Origin of the sequence: Streptomyces sp. NPDC058955 (assembly GCF_042741435.1) — a bacterium.
Taxonomy (GTDB): domain Bacteria; phylum Actinomycetota; class Actinomycetes; order Streptomycetales; family Streptomycetaceae; genus Streptomyces.
In genome coordinates, this window is the sequence record NZ_JBHYKM010000144.1 from 1 (window position 1) to 15,492 (window position 15,492).

Consider the following 15,492-nt stretch of genomic DNA (forward strand, 5'->3'; position numbering starts at 1 on the left):
GCCGGGGCGCAGGCCGGCGCGGCGGCGCAGGGCGTGGCGGGCGGCCGCGCCGAGGAGGGCGGTGGGGGCGTCGGCGCCGCGCGCGCCCGCGTGCGGGCGGCGGTCGGTCCCGAGCAGCGCGGAGGTCATCAGCGCGTCCCAGGCGGCTTCGGGCGAGGGCTCGGTCGGCGTCACGTGTCCTCCTCGGTCGGGGGCTGGGCGCTCGTCTGCGCGGGGTCGTGCGTACCCGGGGGTCACAGCAGCGGCACCGTTTCCGACGGGGACTCCGGGGACCAGGCGGCCAGCGGGGTGAAGCCCCGGTGGCCGCATTCGCCGAAGACCGTCAGGGGGGCGCCGCCCGACAGGGCCAGGAGGCGCCAGAGGCCGGGGCGGGAGCGGTCGCCGCCGGTCAGCGGGAGTGCCTCGCGGCCGTCGGCGTCGGCGAGCTGCCAGCCGTACTCGGCCCGCGCGGGCACCACCCCGGCGAGCGTCACCGGCCAGGAGTCCAGCCACGGGTCCTCCCGCAGCGCCCGCCCGTACGCGTCCAGCGCCGCGCCCACCGGGCCGCCCGGCGGCGGCACCGCCGGGTCGCGCACCGGGACCAGCGGCTCGCCGGGCTCCGCCCGGAGCCGGCCCGAGCCCGCGTACGGGGTCAGCTCGCCGTCCACCACCGTGCCGACCGGCAGCGCGAGCGCGGGCGCGCGGCCCGCCGCGCCGAAGGAGAGCAGCAGCGCCGTACGGCCGCTCTCCGCGCCGTACAGCCAGAGGCGACGGGTCGTCAGCCGGCCGTCCCCGGTGTCGTACTGGGCGAGGACCAGCCACCGGTCCCGCACCGCCGTGCCGCCCGGCGCGGCGGGCAGCCCGACCCGGGTCCGTACGGTCGTCGCCAGCGGGGCGGGCAGCCGGTCGGCGGCCAGCCACGCCCGGTCCAGGAGATGGGTGAGCGCGCACTCCTCCAGGAGCCGCACCGGCCAGCCCGGGCCCGAGCCCGGTATCGCGCCCAGCTCGCGGACCCGGCCCGCGAGCCCCGGCGCCTGCGCGTCGACCATGCGGGCGGCGGTCTCCTCCCACAGGCCGTACCCCTGCTGCCCGGCCGCGGCGAGTCCGCCGCGCACCAGGTCCGCGAGGCGCCGCTCCAGCTCCTCGGCGCCCGCCGTCACCCGGGCGGCCCGCCGCTCCGCCCGCCGGCGGGCGGCCTCCGGATCGGCCGGCGGACCCCCCTCCGCCTTCCGCGCCGCCCCCGCGGCCCCGTCCCGCCGCCCGGCGAGCCATCGCGCGGCCCAGTCCGGCCGTTCGGCCCCGTCCGGCACGGCCGAACCGTCCGCCGCCCACAGCAGCAGCAGTCCCAGCACGTGCTTGCACGGGGCCTTGCGGCTCGGGCAGCTGCACGAGTACGCCGGCCCGGCGGTCTCCACGACCGTCCGGTACGGCGTGCGGCCACTGCCCTCGCACTGCCCCCAGACGGCCCCGTCGCCGCAGCCCGCGCCGCTCCACGGCCCGGCCGCGCCGAGCCCGCTCCCCGCTCTGCGCGAGGCGTCGTCAGGAGCCAGTGCCAGCACCTGCTCGGCCGTCCAGCGCACCCCCATGGCATTCATGTACCTGACGGTATTCTCCGCCACTGACAATGCAGTTGACCTGCGGATTCGCCTCCGGTTGCCGCCCCGGCGACACGGCAGCTTTACCGGTCCTTTACGGTGCTGTGCGAGCTCGCGCGAACCAGCGCGCGACCTTACGACCGCACTGACCCGTGCAGGGGGAGTACCACCATGAACCGCACCGTCCGCACCGCCGCCTCGGCCCTCGCCGTCCTCGGCCTCGCGTTCGGACTCGGAGCCTGTTCCGAGGCAGCCGACAAGGCCGCGGACCAGGTCGACAAGGCTGTCACCGAGAGCTACGAGGTGACCTACGAGGTCACCGGCACGGACATCACGTCCATCGAGTACCACGCCGGCGACGGCACCGCGATGCAGCCCCAGGTCGAGACGGAGAAGAAGCCCACCACCCCGTGGAGCAAGACGGTGAAGCTGCACGGCATCATGCCGCCCGCCGTCATGCCGGTCACCACCGCGCCCGCCGACCTCGTCTGCAAGGTCGTCTACCAGGGCAAGGTCATCAAGGAGGCCAAGGGCGAGCTGGCCATGGCCGGCGGCTGCGTCGCCGTCTCCCCGGTCTTCAACTGACCCTCCCCGCCCCGCCCTTCGGGCCCCCGAACCAACCCTGACCTGCGGCGACGGCCGATTGTCAGTGGCGTGGTGCACCGTGGATCGCACAGCAGGTCGAACGATCTGGAGGGGGATCCATGTCCGTGCCCGCAACCATCCAGCAGCCCGGCGCCGGTGCCGTGACGGACACCGGCCCGGGCCCCCGGCGGCCCGCCGCCGAGGCCCTCCGGCCCCACGCCGAGGACGCCTTCGCCCACGAACTCGCGGCGCTCGCCGCCGCCGACGACCACCCCAGGCCCGCCCGCTGGCGCCTCTCGCCCCGGGCCGTCGCCACCTACCTCCTCGGCGGCACGCTCCCCGACGGCACCGTGATCACACCCAAGTACGTCGGCCCCCGCCGCATCGTCGAGGTCGCCGTCACCACGCTCGCCACCGACCGGGCCCTGCTGCTCCTCGGCGTCCCCGGCGCCGCCAAGACCTGGGTCTCCGAGCACCTGGCGGCCGCCGTCAGCGGCGACTCCACCCTCCTCGTCCAGGGCACCGCCGGCACCCCCGAGGAGGCCATCCGGTACGGATGGAACTACGCCCGGCTGCTCGCCGAGGGCCCCAGCCGCGCCGCCCTCGTCCCCAGCCCCGTCATGCGGGCCATGGACCAGGGGGCGACCGCCCGCGTCGAGGAGCTGACCCGCATCCCCGCCGACGTGCAGGACACGCTCATCACGATCCTGTCCGAGAAGACCCTGCCGATCCCCGAACTCGGCGAGGAGGTCCAGGCCGTCCCCGGCTTCAACCTGATCGCCACCGCCAACGACCGCGACCGGGGCGTCAACGAGCTCTCCAGCGCGCTCCGCCGCCGCTTCAACACCGTGGTGCTGCCGCTGCCCGCCAGCCCCGAGGACGAGGTCGACATCGTCGCCCGCCGGGTCGAACAGCTCGGCCGCTCCCTCGAACTGCCCGCCCTGCCCGAGGGCGTCGAGGAGATCCGACGGGTCGTCACCGTCTTCCGCGAACTCCGCGACGGCGTCACCGCCGACGGCCGCACCCGGCTCAAGTCCCCCTCCGGGACGCTCTCCACCGCCGAGGCCATCTCCGTCGTCACCGGCGGCCTCGCGCTCGCCGCCCACTTCGGCGACGGCGTGCTGCGCCCCTCGGACGTCGCCGCCGGGCTCCTCGGCGCCGTCGTCCGCGACCCGGCCGCCGACCGGGTCGTCTGGCAGGAGTACCTGGAGACCGTGGTCAGAGAGCGCGACGGCTGGAAGGACTTCTACCGCGCCTGCCGCGAGGTGAGCGCATGACGGCCCTCGCCACGGCGCCCGCCGCGGCGGACCCCCGGGAGCGGGCGGCCTGGCCCCTGCTGCTCGGGGTGCGGCACCACGGGCCCGGCTCCGCGCGCGGGGTGGTCGCCGCCCTGGACGCGGCCCGGCCCGACGCGGTGCTGATCGAGGGACCCGCCGAGGCCGACGGGCTCGTCGCCCTCGCCGCCGACCCGGAGATGCGGCCGCCCGTCGCCCTCCTCGCGCACGCCGCCGACGACCCCGGCCGGGCCGCCTTCTGGCCCTTCGCCGCCTTCTCGCCCGAGTGGACCGCCGTCCGCTGGGCCCTCCGCCGGGGCGTCCCGGTCCGCTTCGTCGACCTGCCCGCCGCCCACACCCTCGCCACGGCCGACCCCACCTGGGGCGACGACGAGGAGGCCGACGGCGCCGGGCGGCTCGACCCGCTCGCCGAACTCGCCCGCGCCGCCGGGCACGAGGACCCCGAGCAGTGGTGGGAGGACGTCGTCGAACTCCGCGGCGACACCGACCCGCTCGCCCCCTTCGCCGCCCTCGCCGAGGCCATGACCGCCCTCCGCGAGCGGTACGGCCACGGCGGGCACCCGCGCGACCTCGTCCGCGAGGCCCACATGCGGCTGCGACTGCGCGCCGCCCGCAAGGAGTTCGGGGACGCCGTCGCCGTCGTCTGCGGCGCCTGGCACGTGCCCGCGCTCGCCCGGCGGACCACCGTCACCGCCGACCGCGCCCTGCTCAAGGGCCTGCCCAAGGTGAAGGCCGAACTGACCTGGGTCCCCTGGACCCACCGCCGGCTCGCCCGCCGCTCCGGCTACGGCGCCGGCATCGAGTCGCCGGGCTGGTACGGCCACCTCTTCGCCGCCCCCGACCGGCCCGTCGAGCGCTGGATGACCAAGGTCGCCGGACTGCTCCGCGAGGCCGACCACCCCGTCTCCTCCGCCCATGTCATCGAGGCCGTCCGGCTCGCCGAGACCCTCGCCGCCTTCCGCGGCCGGCCCCGCCCCGGGCTCGACGAGACCACCGACGCCGTCCGGGCCGTCCTCTGCGAGGGCTCCGACGTGCCGCTCGCCCTCGTCCGGGACCGGCTCGTCGTCGGCGACGTCCTCGGCGAGGTCCCGGCCGCCGCCCCCGCCGTCCCGCTCCAGCGCGACCTCCACCGGCTCCAGCGCTCCCTCCGCCTCAAGCCCGAGGCCGAGGAGCGCGAACTCGGCCTCGACCTGCGCGGCGGGACCGACGCCGCCCGCAGCCGCCTCCTGCACCGGCTCCGGCTCCTCGGCGTCGACTGGGGCGAGCCCGCCGCCGGGCGCGCCGGCACCGGCACCTTCCGCGAGTCCTGGCGGCTGCGCTGGCAGCCCGAACTGCACGTCCGGGTCGCCGAGGCCGGCGTCTGGGGCACCACCGTCGAGGCCGCCGCCACCGCCCGGGCCGAGTCCCGCGCCCTCGCGGCGGACACCCTCGGCGAGATCACCGCCCTCGCCGAGCGGTGCCTCCTCGCCGGCCTCACCGACGCGCTCCCCGCCGTCCTGGGCGCCCTCGCCGACCGGGCCGCGCTCGACACCGACGTGGCCCACCTCGCCGACGCGCTCCCCGCCCTCGCCCGCTCCCTGCGGTACGGCGACGTGCGCGGCACCGACACCGCCGCTCTCGCCGGCGTCGCCGCCGGGCTCGCCGAGCGGATCTGCGTCGGCCTCCCGCCCGCCTGCGTCCACCTCGACGCCGACGCCGCCGCGCAGATGCGCGACCGCCTGGACGCCGTGCACGCCGCGATCGGCCTGCTCCCCGAACCGGCCGACGCCGCCGACCCCGCCGCGCTCGTCCTCCGCTGGGCCGGGGTGCTGCGGCGGCTCGCCGAGGCCGAGCGGGTGCCCGGGGTCATCCGGGGCCGGGCGGCGCGGATCCTGCTCGACGAGGGACGGCTCCGGGACGACGGGACCGCGCGGCTCATGGGGCTCGCCCTCTCGCCCGGCACCCCGCCCGCCGACGCCGCCGCCTGGATCGACGGCTTCGTCGGCGGGTCCGGCGGCGGACTGCTCCTCGTCCACGACGAGCGGCTGCTCGCCCTCCTCGACGGCTGGCTCGCCGGCGTGCCCGCCGAGGCGTTCACCGACGTCCTGCCGCTGCTGCGGCGCACCTTCGGGGCGTACGAGCCCGGGGTGCGCCGCACCCTCGGCGAGCTCGTCGCCCGCGGGCCCGGGGCCGCCGCCCCCGGCCCGGCCGCCCTCGTCCCCGGCTTCGCCGCCGGGCTCGACGAGGAGCGCGCCGACGGCGTCCTCCCGCTCCTCCACCTCGTCCTCGACGTCCTCGACACGGAGGCATCCGCATGAGCCACGCCGCAGCACCCGCCGACGAGCGGCTGCGCCGCTGGCGGCTCGTCCTCGGCGGCGCCGCGGCCGAGGGCACCGGCCGCACCCTGTCCGGCACCGACGCCGCCATGGACGCCGCCCTCGCCGCCCTCTACGACAGCCGGGACGGCCGCGACGGCCGCGAGGGCGGCGGCGAGCGCCGGGGCGGGCTCGGCGGCTCCGCGCCGTCCGTCGCCCGCTGGCTCGGCGACATCCGCAGCTACTTCCCCAGCTCCGTCGTGCAGGTCATGCAGCGCGACGCCATCGACCGGCTCGGGCTGGCCGCGCTCCTCCTGGAGCCGGAGATGCTGGAGGCCGTGGAGCCCGACGTCCACCTCGTCGGCACCCTGCTGTCGCTGAACAAGGCGCTGCCGGAGACCACCCGGGAGACCGCCCGGGCCGTCGTCCGCAAGGTCGTCGCCGACCTGGAGGCCCGGCTCGCGACCCGCACCAGGGCGACCGTCACCGGCGCCCTCGACCGGACCGCCCGGATCAGCCGCCCCCGCCACCGGGACATCGACTGGGACCGCACCCTGCGGGCCAACCTCAAGCACTACCTCCCCGAGCACCGCACGGTCGTCCCCGAGCGCCTGATCGGCCACGGCCGCGCCTCCCGGGCGGTCCGCAAGGAGGTGGTGCTCTGCATCGACCAGTCCGGCTCCATGGCCGCCTCCGTCGTCCACGCCTCCGTCTTCGGCGCCGTCCTCGCCTCGCTCCGGGCCGTCGCCACCCGGCTCGTCGTCTTCGACACCGCCGTCGTCGACCTCACCGAGGTGCTCGACGACCCCGTCGACGTGCTCTTCGGCACCCGGCTCGGCGGCGGCACCGACATCAACCGGGCCCTCGCCTACTGCCAGTCCCGGATCACCCGCCCCGCCGACACCGTCGTCGTCCTCATCAGCGACCTGTACGAGGGCGGGATCCGCGACGAGATGCTGAAGCGGGTCGCCGCGATGAAGGCGGCCGGCGTGCAGTTCGTCGCCCTGCTCGCCCTCTCCGACGAGGGCGCCCCCGCCTACGACCGCGACCACGCCGCCGCGCTCGCCGCCCTCGGTGCCCCCGCCTTCGCCTGCACCCCCGACCTCTTCCCCGAGGTGATGGCCGCCGCCCTGGAGAAGCGGCCGCTGCCGATACCCGACACCGCCTGACCGGCGCCCGTACGGAATCCGTCGTCGCCCGGCCACCCGGACGGGCGTCCGCGGGCCGACTGAGGCCCATATCACATCCGGGGCGGGCCGCCCCTCACCCGCCGGACCGGCGTGGCGTGAGGGGCGCAACCCCCCTTCCCCGCCTGCCCCGTCGAGCCCGGAGCGGTCCGGCCGGACGTCGACGGACAGCCCACTCGTCCCTACGTTCTGTGACCCGTATCACCGCTCCGTTGTGATCTGCGATTTAGGGACCCAGGTCCCACGGGGATAACCTGCGAGACGGACATGCCGCGTCCACGGACACCGTGTACGCCTCCCTTGTGACAGCGCAGTCACGTTGCCCTCCGCGGCACGCCCACGCAGACAACGAACCGCGATCATCTAGAAAAGGGACGCGCGTGGACCTGTTCGAGTACCAGGCGAGGGACCTCTTCGCCAAGCACGGTGTACCGGTGCTGGCCGGTGAAGTCATCGACACGCCTGAGGCGGCGCGCGAGGCCACCGAGCGTCTTGGCGGCAAGTCGGTCGTCAAGGCCCAGGTGAAGGTCGGCGGCCGCGGCAAGGCCGGCGGCGTCAAGCTGGCCGCCACCCCGGACGAGGCCGTCGCCCGCGCGACGGACATCCTGGGCATGGACATCAAGGGCCACACGGTCCACAAGGTGATGATCGCGGAGACCGCTCCGGAGATCGTCGAGGAGTACTACGTCTCGTACCTCCTCGACCGCACCAACCGCACCTTCCTCGCCATCGCCTCCGTCGCCGGCGGCATGGACATCGAGCAGGTCGCCGAGGAGACCCCCGAGAAGGTCGCCAAGGTCCCGGTCGACGCCAACCACGGCGTCGACATCGAGAAGGCCCGCGAGATCGTCGCCGCGGCGCAGTTCCCGGCCGAGGTCGCCGAGAAGGTCGCCGAGGTCCTCGTGACCCTGTGGAAGACCTTCGTCGCCGAGGACGCCCTCCTCGTCGAGGTCAACCCGCTGGCCAAGGTCGCCTCCGGCGACATCCTGGCCCTCGACGGCAAGGTCTCCCTGGACGCCAACGCCGACTTCCGCCAGCCGGAGCACGAGGCGCTGGAGGACAAGGACGCGGCCGACCCGCTGGAGGCCGCCGCCAAGGCCAAGGGCCTCAACTACGTCAAGCTCGACGGCTCCGTCGGCATCATCGGCAACGGAGCCGGCCTGGTCATGTCGACCCTGGACGTCGTCGCGTACGCCGGTGAGAACCACGGCGGCGTGAAGCCGGCCAACTTCCTCGACATCGGCGGCGGCGCCTCCGCCGAGGTCATGGCGAACGGCCTGGAGATCATCCTCGGCGACAAGGACGTCAAGTCCGTGTTCGTCAACGTCTTCGGTGGCATCACCGCCTGTGACGAGGTCGCCAACGGCATCGTCCAGGCCCTGGAGCTCCTCGCCTCGAAGGGCGAGGAGGTCACCAAGCCGCTGGTCGTGCGCCTCGACGGCAACAACGCGGAGCTGGGTCGCAAGATCCTGTCGGACGCCAACCACCCGCTCGTGCAGCGCGTGGACACCATGGACGGCGCGGCCGACAAGGCCGCCGAGCTCGCGGCTGCGAAGTAAGGGAAGAGGGACAGAACAGCCATGGCTATCTTCCTCAACAAGGACAGCAAGGTCATCGTCCAGGGCATGACCGGTGCCACGGGCATGAAGCACACCAAGCTCATGCTGGGTGACGGCACCAACATCGTCGGCGGCGTGAACCCGCGCAAGGCCGGCACCTCCGTCGACTTCGACGGCACCGAGATCCCGGTCTTCGGCACCGTCGCCGAGGCCATGGAGAAGACCGGCGCCAACGTCTCGGTCCTCTTCGTGCCGCCGGCCTTCGCCAAGGCCGCCGTCGTCGAGGCGATCGACGCCGAGATCCCCCTCGCCGTCGTCATCACCGAGGGCATCGCCGTCCACGACTCCGCCGCGTTCTACGCGTACGCCGTGGAGAAGGGCAACAAGACCCGCCTCATCGGCCCGAACTGCCCCGGTCTCATCACCCCGGGCCAGTCCAACGCCGGCATCATCCCGGGCGACATCACGAAGCCGGGCCGCATCGGCCTGGTCTCGAAGTCCGGCACGCTGACGTACCAGATGATGTACGAGCTCCGTGACCTCGGCTTCTCCTCCGCCGTCGGCATCGGTGGCGACCCGGTCATCGGCACCACGCACATCGACGCCCTCGCGGCGTTCGAGGCGGACCCCGACACCGACCTGATCGTCATGATCGGCGAGATCGGCGGCGACGCCGAGGAGCGTGCGGCCGACTTCATCAAGGCCAACGTCACCAAGCCGGTCGTCGGCTACGTCGCGGGCTTCACCGCCCCCGAGGGCAAGACCATGGGCCACGCCGGCGCCATCGTCTCCGGCTCCTCCGGCACCGCCCAGGCGAAGAAGGAGGCCCTGGAGGCCGCCGGTGTGAAGGTCGGCAAGACCCCCACCGAGACCGCCAAGCTGGCGCGCGCCATCCTCGCGGGCTGAAGCACGGCGAGACCGTAGGCGAGTGGGCCCCGCCCCTCCCGGGAAACCGGGCGGGGGGGGGGCCCACTCGCGTGCGCCGGAGCCCTACTCCGCGGTCGGGACCAGCCGCTCCGGGCCCGGGTGGGGCTCGGAGCGCAGCCGGTCGCGCAGCTCCAGGTCCTCCTCGCCGAGCTTCTGCGGCCCGCCGCGCACCGGGACGCCGTTCACGACCTGCCCGGGCGCGATGTCCGGGATGTAGCGGGTCGGCGCCGTCGCCGCCGTCAGGGCCGTGACGCCGATGAGGACCGCCGTCACCCCGGCCACCGTCCGGGTCATCCGCCGGGTCCGCCGCTCGCTGCCGCCGCGGACCGCGCGCGCCCCCGGGAGCGTCGCCGTCGGTGCCTCCGCGACCAGCGCGCTCAGCCGCCGCTGGAGCGCCTCGGGATCGGCCAGCTCCGGCACCGCCCGGCCGATCGCCGCGTGCGCGTACAGCAGCCGGTTGGCGGCGGCCGGGGTGCTCGCCTCCGTCTCCGCGGCCGTCTCGGGCAGGTCGAGGCCGAGCCCGTCGTAGAGCAGCACGGTCCGGCGGTACGGCGCCGGCAGGTCGAGCAGCGCGCCGAGCAGCGCCCGCCGCCCGGCCTCGGTGGGCGGGGCGTCGGGGTGCTTGTGGGCGCGGCGCAGCCGGTGCCAGGGCGAGAGCGCGTACTCGTACGCCGTCGCCCGCACCCAGCCGACCGGGTCGGCGTCCACGGCCACCTCGGGCCAGTGCTCCCAGGCGTGGTGGAAGGCGTACTCGACGGCCTCCCGGGAGAGCCGGCGGCGCCCGGTCAGCAGATACGTCTGGTGGACGAGCCCGGGGGCCGCGTGCCCGTAGAGCGCGTCGAACGCCTGCTCGGGGGTGAGTCCGGGCGGTCCGGTCTCCGGAGCCGGAGGCTCCTCCGGCTCCGGCTCCCGCTCGGGCGGCGGTTCCGGTTTCAGGCGCTCCTCGGGCCCGGCCGGGGCGCGCCGGACGGGGGCGGAGGCGGCGATCGCGGGCGTGGGGGAGGGGGCCGTGGGGGGTTTGGCGGCGCGCTTGGCGGCGGCCCTGGGCCGGACGTTGCCGGTGGGGGCGGGGGTCGGGCCCCGGTCCGCCGGGGCGCCGGCGAGCAGCTTCACGTACGCCTCGCGCTTGCGGCCGCGGGGGGACGAACGGCCGGTCTCCCACGCCTTGACCGTGGCCTTCGTGACGCCCATGGCCTCGGCGACCTGCTCCTCGCTCAGGGCGAGCGCCTCGCGCAGCCGGCGCCGCTCCTTCGGTGTCGGCAGCGCGGTGGCGGTGGAGGGGGGCGCGGTGTCGCCGCCCCGGCTCGTCTGGCTCATCGACGTCGACCTCCCGCAGCGCACCTCTGGGCGGAAAAGTACATAAACGTATATTGAGCGACACAACGGAGGTTTGCCTGTTACGCCGCGAAAGCGCGTGTCGTTGGCAGCATGGCCCCCGTGACCCAGCTGACCGAGCACTCCCTGGTCCAGGGCGGGCGTTCCGCCGCCTTCGCCACCGCCTGTGTGCGCGGCGGGGTCGCCGCCGGGCTCGGCGCCGGCGCGCTCGCGGTCCTGGTGATCGTCGCCTGGATCGGCTCGCCGTTCCCCGACAGCGGCGCCGGCGGCGCCCTCCACCTCGCCGCCGGCCTGTGGCTGCTCGCCCACGGCGTGGACCTGGTCCGCACCGACACCCTCAGCGGGGTGCCCGCCACGCTCGGGATCGTGCCGCTGCTGACCGCCGCGCTGCCGGTGTGGCTGGTCTTCCGGACCGCCCGGTCCACCCTCGACCCGGCCGACGCGAGCCGCCCGCGGCCCTCGCCCGCGGGCGCGCTCGGCGCGGTCTGCGGGGGGTATCTGCTGGTCGCGGCCGTGATCGTGGTCTACAGCGAGAGCGGCCCGCTGCCCGCCGACCTGATCACCGCCGGACTGTGGCTGCCCGGCGTGGTGCTCGGCGCGGCGGGCGCCGGCGTCTGGACCGCGCTCGGCCGGCCGCTGCCCGGACGGGAGGAGGCGGCGGCCGCGCTGCGCGGCGCGGGCACCGGCCTTGTGACGCTGCTGGCCGGCGGGGCGGTGCTGGCCGGGACCGCGCTGGTCTGGCACGCGGGCGCGGCCCGGGCCTCGTACGAGGGTCTCGCGGGGGAGTGGTCCGGACGGGTGACGCTGGCGCTGCTCGTCCTCGCCCTGCTGCCGAACGCGGCGGTCTGGGCGGCGGCGTACGGCCTCGGGCCCGGCCTGGTCCTCGGCACGGGCGCGCTCGCGACCCCGCTGGGGCTCGTCGGCGACCCCGCCGTGCCGCCCTTCCCGCTCCTCGCGGCGCTGCCGCCGGAGGGCCGCGGCGGCTGGCCGCAGTGGGCCGCGGCGGCGGTGCCGCTGGTCGCGGCGGTGGCGCTGGGCCGCTCGGTGGGCCGGGCGACCGGCACCGGCCGGGCCCGTGAGACGGCGCTCGCGGCGCTGGGCGCGGCCTGGGCCTCCGGGGCGGCGGTCGCCGTCCTGGCGGGCGCGGCCGGCGGCCCGCTCGGCTCCGGCCGGCTGCTCGCCTTCGGCCCGGTGTGGTGGCAGACGGGCGCGGCGGCGGTGCTGTGGGGGGTGGGCGTCGGCCTGCCGACGGCGCTGGCGGTACGGGCCTGGGGCCGGCGCGAGCCCCGCGTCGGGCAGCCGAGGATCCCCAAGCCGCCCGAGCGGCCGAAGCGGCCGAAGGCGCCGGAACCGGCCGTCGCCGCGGCAGGGGCCCCGGCCGCCCCACCCGCCGCCCCGGAGCAGCCCGACCCCGCGGGGCGCGACCTCGACCTCTCGCTCGACGACGAGGGCTACGAGCCGTACGACTACCTCCCCGCCGCCTGGGAGACCCCGCCCCTCCCGCCGACCCCGGGCACGGAACCGCCCCGGCCGTCGGGGACGACCGGGGCGGACGGGAGCGAACCGGGGGCGCCTGTCTAGTCGCGCACCCCGAAGCCGTCGCGCAGCGGCTTGGGCAGCAGGTCGTTGCAGGCCACCGCGCCCGCGTGGGTCAGGGCGTCGTCACGGCACTCGTAGAAGTCCTTGTAGACGAGCTGCATCGTGAAGCCGAAGCAGACGATCGCCAGCGCCACCGCCGAGGCCACCAGGCCGCTGATCGCCGCCGTCCGCATCGAGCGGGCGGGGTTCGGGGCGCCCGGCGCCGCGGACGGCCGTCCCGAGGGCTGGGACGCGGCCTGTGATTCCGGCGACACCTCGGCCGCCGGCTTGGGCTTCGCGCGCAGCGAGCTGATCGCCCAGTACAGCGAGAGGGCGCCGAGCAGCAGGGCCAGCTCCGGGATGTCGAAGATCGCGAAGAAGAAGGCCCACATGCCGCCGAGGACCGCGTACCGCGCCCGCCGCTGGGCCGGGTCCGTCGGGTCCCAGCGCAGCCCCGGCCGCTCCGGCCCCTGGCCGCCGGAGCCGCCCTGGCCGCCGCCCTGGCGCTCCGGGCCGCGCCCGAAACCGTCCGACGAACGGCCCGGCTGGCGCGGGCTCCAGCGCCCGTCGGACGAGCCCTTCACGGGCGACGACGACGGTTCGGCGTCCTCGCCGTCCTGGCCCTCCCGGCCGTCCGAGCCCTCCGGGCGGCGCGGCTGCCACGGCTGGTCGGGCTTGCCCTCGGGCGGCGGGGCGAACGGGTTGTTGTCGTTCGTGGACTGGCGATCCGGCATCTGCTGGACGTCTTCCCTCTGTCGTCGTGACCGTCGTCGCACCGGGTGGCACACCGGCGTCGGACCCTGACGCTACCCCCCTGCTCCGCCCCCGTCCCGTGGGGGCCGTCCCGTGTGCCGGTATCGTTGCTGACGGTCGAGCCATTCGTAGGGTTCCCCGTATCGACGGGCACGATTCGTTCGTAGGACCGCACAATAACCACGGAAAGAGTGACCCAGTGGCTGCCGCCCGCCTTGTCGTTCTTGTCTCCGGGTCGGGTACCAACCTCCAGGCCCTGCTCGACGGCATCGCCGCCGACCCCGAGGGCTACGGCGCGGAGATCGTCGCCGTCGGCGCCGACCGCGACGCGATCGCCGGTCTGGAGCGGGCCGAGCGCGCCGGGATCCCCACCTTCGTGTGCCGGGTGAAGGACCACGCGAGCCGCGAGGAGTGGGACCGCGCCCTGGCCGAGGCCACCGCCGCGTACGCGCCGGACCTCGTCGTCTCGGCCGGGTTCATGAAGATCCTCGGCAAGGAGTTCCTGGCCCGCTTCGGCGGCCGGGTCGTCAACACCCACCCCGCTCTCCTCCCCAGTTTTCCCGGTGCCCACGGGGTGCGTGACGCGCTCGCCCACGGCGTGAAGGTCACCGGGTGCACCGTCCACTTCGTCGACGACGGCGTCGACACCGGCCCGATCATCGCCCAGGGCGCGGTCGAGGTGCGGGAGTCGGACGATGAAGCCGCTCTGCACGAGCGCATCAAGGAAGTCGAGCGCTCGCTGCTCGTCGACGTCGTGGGGCGCCTCGCCCGGCACGGCTACCGCATTGAGGGACGAAAGGTTCATGTCGGTGAACACGGACACCGTTAAGCCCATCCGCCGCGCGCTGGTCAGCGTCTACGACAAGACGGGGCTGGAGGAGCTGGCCCGCGGTCTGCACGAGGCCGGTGTCGAGCTCGTCTCCACCGGCTCCACCGCCGGGAAGATCGCCGCCGCCGGCGTCCCGGTCACCAAGGTCGAGGAGCTGACCGGCTTCCCCGAGTGCCTGGACGGCCGCGTCAAGACCCTGCACCCGCGCGTGCACGCCGGCATCCTCGCCGACCTGCGCCTGGAGTCGCACCGCGAGCAGCTCGCCGAGCTCGGCGTGGAGCCCTTCGACCTGGTCGTCGTGAACCTCTACCCGTTCCGCGAGACCGTCGCCTCCGGCGCCTCGGACGACGAGTGCGTCGAGCAGATCGACATCGGCGGCCCGTCGATGGTCCGCGCCGCCGCCAAGAACCACCCGTCGGTCGCCATCGTCACCAGCCCCGAGCGGTACGCGGACGTCCTCGCCGCCGTCCAGGCCGGCGGCTTCGACCTGACCGCCCGCAAGCGGCTCGCCGCCGAGGCGTTCCAGCACACCGCCGCGTACGACGTGGCCGTCGCCTCCTGGTTCGCCGACGACTACGCCGCCGCGGACGACAGCGGCTTCCCCGACTTCCTGGGCGCCACCTACGCGCGCAAGAACGTCCTGCGCTACGGCGAGAACCCGCACCAGGGCGCCGCGCTCTACGTCGACGGCACGGGCGGCCTCGCCGAGGCCGAGCAGCTGCACGGCAAGGAGATGTCCTTCAACAACTACACGGACACCGACGCCGCCCTGCGCGCCGCCTACGACCACAGCGAGCCCTGTGTCGCGATCATCAAGCACGCCAACCCGTGCGGCATCGCGATCGGCGCCGACGTCGCCGAGGCCCACCGCAAGGCGCACGCCTGCGACCCGGTCTCCGCCTTCGGCGGCGTCATCGCCGTCAACCGCCCGGTCTCCGTCGCGATGGCCGAGCAGGTCGCCGAGATCTTCACCGAGGTCGTCGTCGCCCCCGGCTACGAGGACGGCGCCGTCGAGATCCTCGCCAAGAAGAAGAACATCCGCGTCCTCAGGGCCGACCGCGGCCCCGTCAACGAGGTCGAGGTCAAGGCCGTCGACGGCGGTGTCCTGCTCCAGGTCACCGACCGCCTCCAGGCCGAGGGCGACGACCCGGCGCACTGGACCCTCGCCACCGGCGAGGCCCTGTCCGCCGAGGAGCTCGCCGAGCTCGCCTTCGCCTGGAAGGCGTGCCGCGCGGTCAAGTCCAACGCGATCCTGCTCGCCAAGGACGGCGCCTCCGTCGGCGTCGGCATGGGCCAGGTCAACCGCGTCGACTCCGCCAAGCTCGCCGTCGAGCGGGCCGGCGAGGAGCGCGCCCGCGGCTCCTACGCGGCCTCCGACGCCTTCTTCCCCTTCCCCGACGGCCTGGAGATCCTCACCGCGGCCGGCGTGAAGGCGGTCGTCCAGCCCGGCGGCTCGATGCGCGACGAGCTCGTCGTCGAGGCCGCGAAGAAGGCCGGCGTGACGATGTACCTCACCGGCACCCGCCACTTCGCGCACTGACGCCACACGGCTGTGGGGGCCCCCCGGGGCGGCGGG

12 protein-coding genes are annotated in these 15,492 nt (G+C 75.5%); 9 read left to right on the top strand and 3 right to left on the bottom strand.

Annotated elements, in window-relative coordinates:
• Window positions 1–233 precede the first annotated feature (233 nt).
• Window positions 234–1,574 (bottom strand): SWIM zinc finger domain-containing protein, encoded by a 1,341-nt coding sequence (locus ACFW1I_RS34190; RefSeq protein WP_384677289.1) that lies wholly within the window; start codon window positions 1,572–1,574, stop codon window positions 234–236.
• 171 nt (window positions 1,575–1,745) lie between these two features.
• Here ACFW1I_RS34190 and ACFW1I_RS34195 point away from each other — a divergent pair, with 171 nt between their 5' ends.
• The 6 genes from ACFW1I_RS34195 to sucD all read left to right on the top strand — a co-directional run bounded on the left by ACFW1I_RS34195 (window position 1,746) and on the right by sucD (window position 9,400).
• On the top strand, window positions 1,746–2,159 hold the full coding sequence (locus ACFW1I_RS34195; RefSeq protein WP_384677291.1) for a hypothetical protein: 414 nt from the start codon (window positions 1,746–1,748) through the stop codon (window positions 2,157–2,159).
• A gap of 119 nt (window positions 2,160–2,278) precedes the next feature.
• Window positions 2,279–3,436, top strand: a complete 1,158-nt coding sequence (locus ACFW1I_RS34200; protein WP_384677292.1) for an AAA family ATPase — start codon at window positions 2,279–2,281, stop codon at window positions 3,434–3,436.
• Entirely contained in the window at window positions 3,433–5,751 is a 2,319-nt protein-coding gene (locus ACFW1I_RS34205; RefSeq protein WP_384677294.1) for a DUF5682 family protein, read from the top strand. Before ACFW1I_RS34200 ends, ACFW1I_RS34205 begins: the two co-directional genes overlap by 4 nt.
• Window positions 5,748–6,917: a VWA domain-containing protein gene (locus ACFW1I_RS34210; protein WP_384677296.1), complete on the top strand. Its 1,170-nt coding sequence runs from the start codon at window positions 5,748–5,750 to the stop codon at window positions 6,915–6,917. The genes ACFW1I_RS34205 and ACFW1I_RS34210 overlap by 4 nt, the downstream gene beginning before the upstream one ends.
• A gap of 398 nt (window positions 6,918–7,315) precedes the next feature.
• Window positions 7,316–8,494 (top strand): ADP-forming succinate--CoA ligase subunit beta, encoded by a 1,179-nt coding sequence (gene sucC / locus ACFW1I_RS34215; RefSeq protein WP_384677298.1) that lies wholly within the window; start codon window positions 7,316–7,318, stop codon window positions 8,492–8,494.
• 21 nt (window positions 8,495–8,515) lie between these two features.
• A complete protein-coding gene (gene sucD / locus ACFW1I_RS34220) occupies window positions 8,516–9,400 on the top strand; it encodes a succinate--CoA ligase subunit alpha (protein WP_384677300.1) in 885 nt (294 codons plus the stop codon).
• A gap of 84 nt (window positions 9,401–9,484) precedes the next feature.
• Here sucD and ACFW1I_RS34225 read toward each other — a convergent pair whose 3' ends face one another.
• A complete protein-coding gene (locus ACFW1I_RS34225; RefSeq protein ID WP_384677302.1) occupies window positions 9,485–10,738 on the bottom strand; it encodes a helix-turn-helix domain-containing protein in 1,254 nt (417 codons plus the stop codon).
• Between the two features lie 120 nt (window positions 10,739–10,858).
• On the opposite strand from ACFW1I_RS34225, the gene ACFW1I_RS34230 reads away from it, so the two are divergent.
• Window positions 10,859–12,337 (top strand): DUF6350 family protein, encoded by a 1,479-nt coding sequence (locus ACFW1I_RS34230; protein WP_384677304.1) that lies wholly within the window; start codon window positions 10,859–10,861, stop codon window positions 12,335–12,337.
• Here ACFW1I_RS34230 and ACFW1I_RS34235 read toward each other — a convergent pair.
• Complete coding sequence (locus tag ACFW1I_RS34235; protein ID WP_384677306.1) at window positions 12,334–13,068, bottom strand: hypothetical protein; 735 nt, start codon at window positions 13,066–13,068, stop codon at window positions 12,334–12,336. The genes ACFW1I_RS34230 and ACFW1I_RS34235 overlap by 4 nt on opposite strands.
• A 218-nt stretch (window positions 13,069–13,286) precedes the next feature.
• On the opposite strand from ACFW1I_RS34235, the gene purN reads away from it, so the two are divergent.
• Both purN and purH read left to right on the top strand, forming a co-directional pair.
• A complete protein-coding gene (gene purN, locus ACFW1I_RS34240) occupies window positions 13,287–13,916 on the top strand; it encodes a phosphoribosylglycinamide formyltransferase (RefSeq protein WP_384677308.1) in 630 nt (209 codons plus the stop codon).
• Window positions 13,891–15,456, top strand: coding sequence for a bifunctional phosphoribosylaminoimidazolecarboxamide formyltransferase/IMP cyclohydrolase (gene purH / locus ACFW1I_RS34245; protein ID WP_384677310.1), 1,566 nt, complete (start codon window positions 13,891–13,893; stop codon window positions 15,454–15,456). The genes purN and purH overlap by 26 nt, the downstream gene beginning before the upstream one ends.
• Window positions 15,457–15,492: the final 36 nt, after the last annotated feature.

Excerpts from the sequence above, each read along its gene's own strand:
- ACFW1I_RS34225 (WP_384677302.1), bottom strand. The coding sequence starts at position 10,738 with ATGAGCCAGACGAGCCGGGGCGGCGACACCGCGCCCCCCTCCACCGCC.
- ACFW1I_RS34235 (WP_384677306.1), bottom strand. The coding sequence starts at position 13,068 with ATGCCGGATCGCCAGTCCACGAACGACAACAACCCGTTCGCCCCGCCG.
- ACFW1I_RS34210 (WP_384677296.1), top strand. The coding sequence starts at position 5,748 with ATGAGCCACGCCGCAGCACCCGCCGACGAGCGGCTGCGCCGCTGGCGG.
- purH (WP_384677310.1), top strand. The coding sequence starts at position 13,891 with ATGTCGGTGAACACGGACACCGTTAAGCCCATCCGCCGCGCGCTGGTC.
- ACFW1I_RS34195 (WP_384677291.1), top strand. The coding sequence starts at position 1,746 with ATGAACCGCACCGTCCGCACCGCCGCCTCGGCCCTCGCCGTCCTCGGC.
- sucD (WP_384677300.1), top strand. The coding sequence starts at position 8,516 with ATGGCTATCTTCCTCAACAAGGACAGCAAGGTCATCGTCCAGGGCATG.
- ACFW1I_RS34205 (WP_384677294.1), top strand. The coding sequence starts at position 3,433 with ATGACGGCCCTCGCCACGGCGCCCGCCGCGGCGGACCCCCGGGAGCGG.
- ACFW1I_RS34200 (WP_384677292.1), top strand. The coding sequence starts at position 2,279 with ATGTCCGTGCCCGCAACCATCCAGCAGCCCGGCGCCGGTGCCGTGACG.
- ACFW1I_RS34190 (WP_384677289.1), bottom strand. The coding sequence starts at position 1,574 with ATGAATGCCATGGGGGTGCGCTGGACGGCCGAGCAGGTGCTGGCACTG.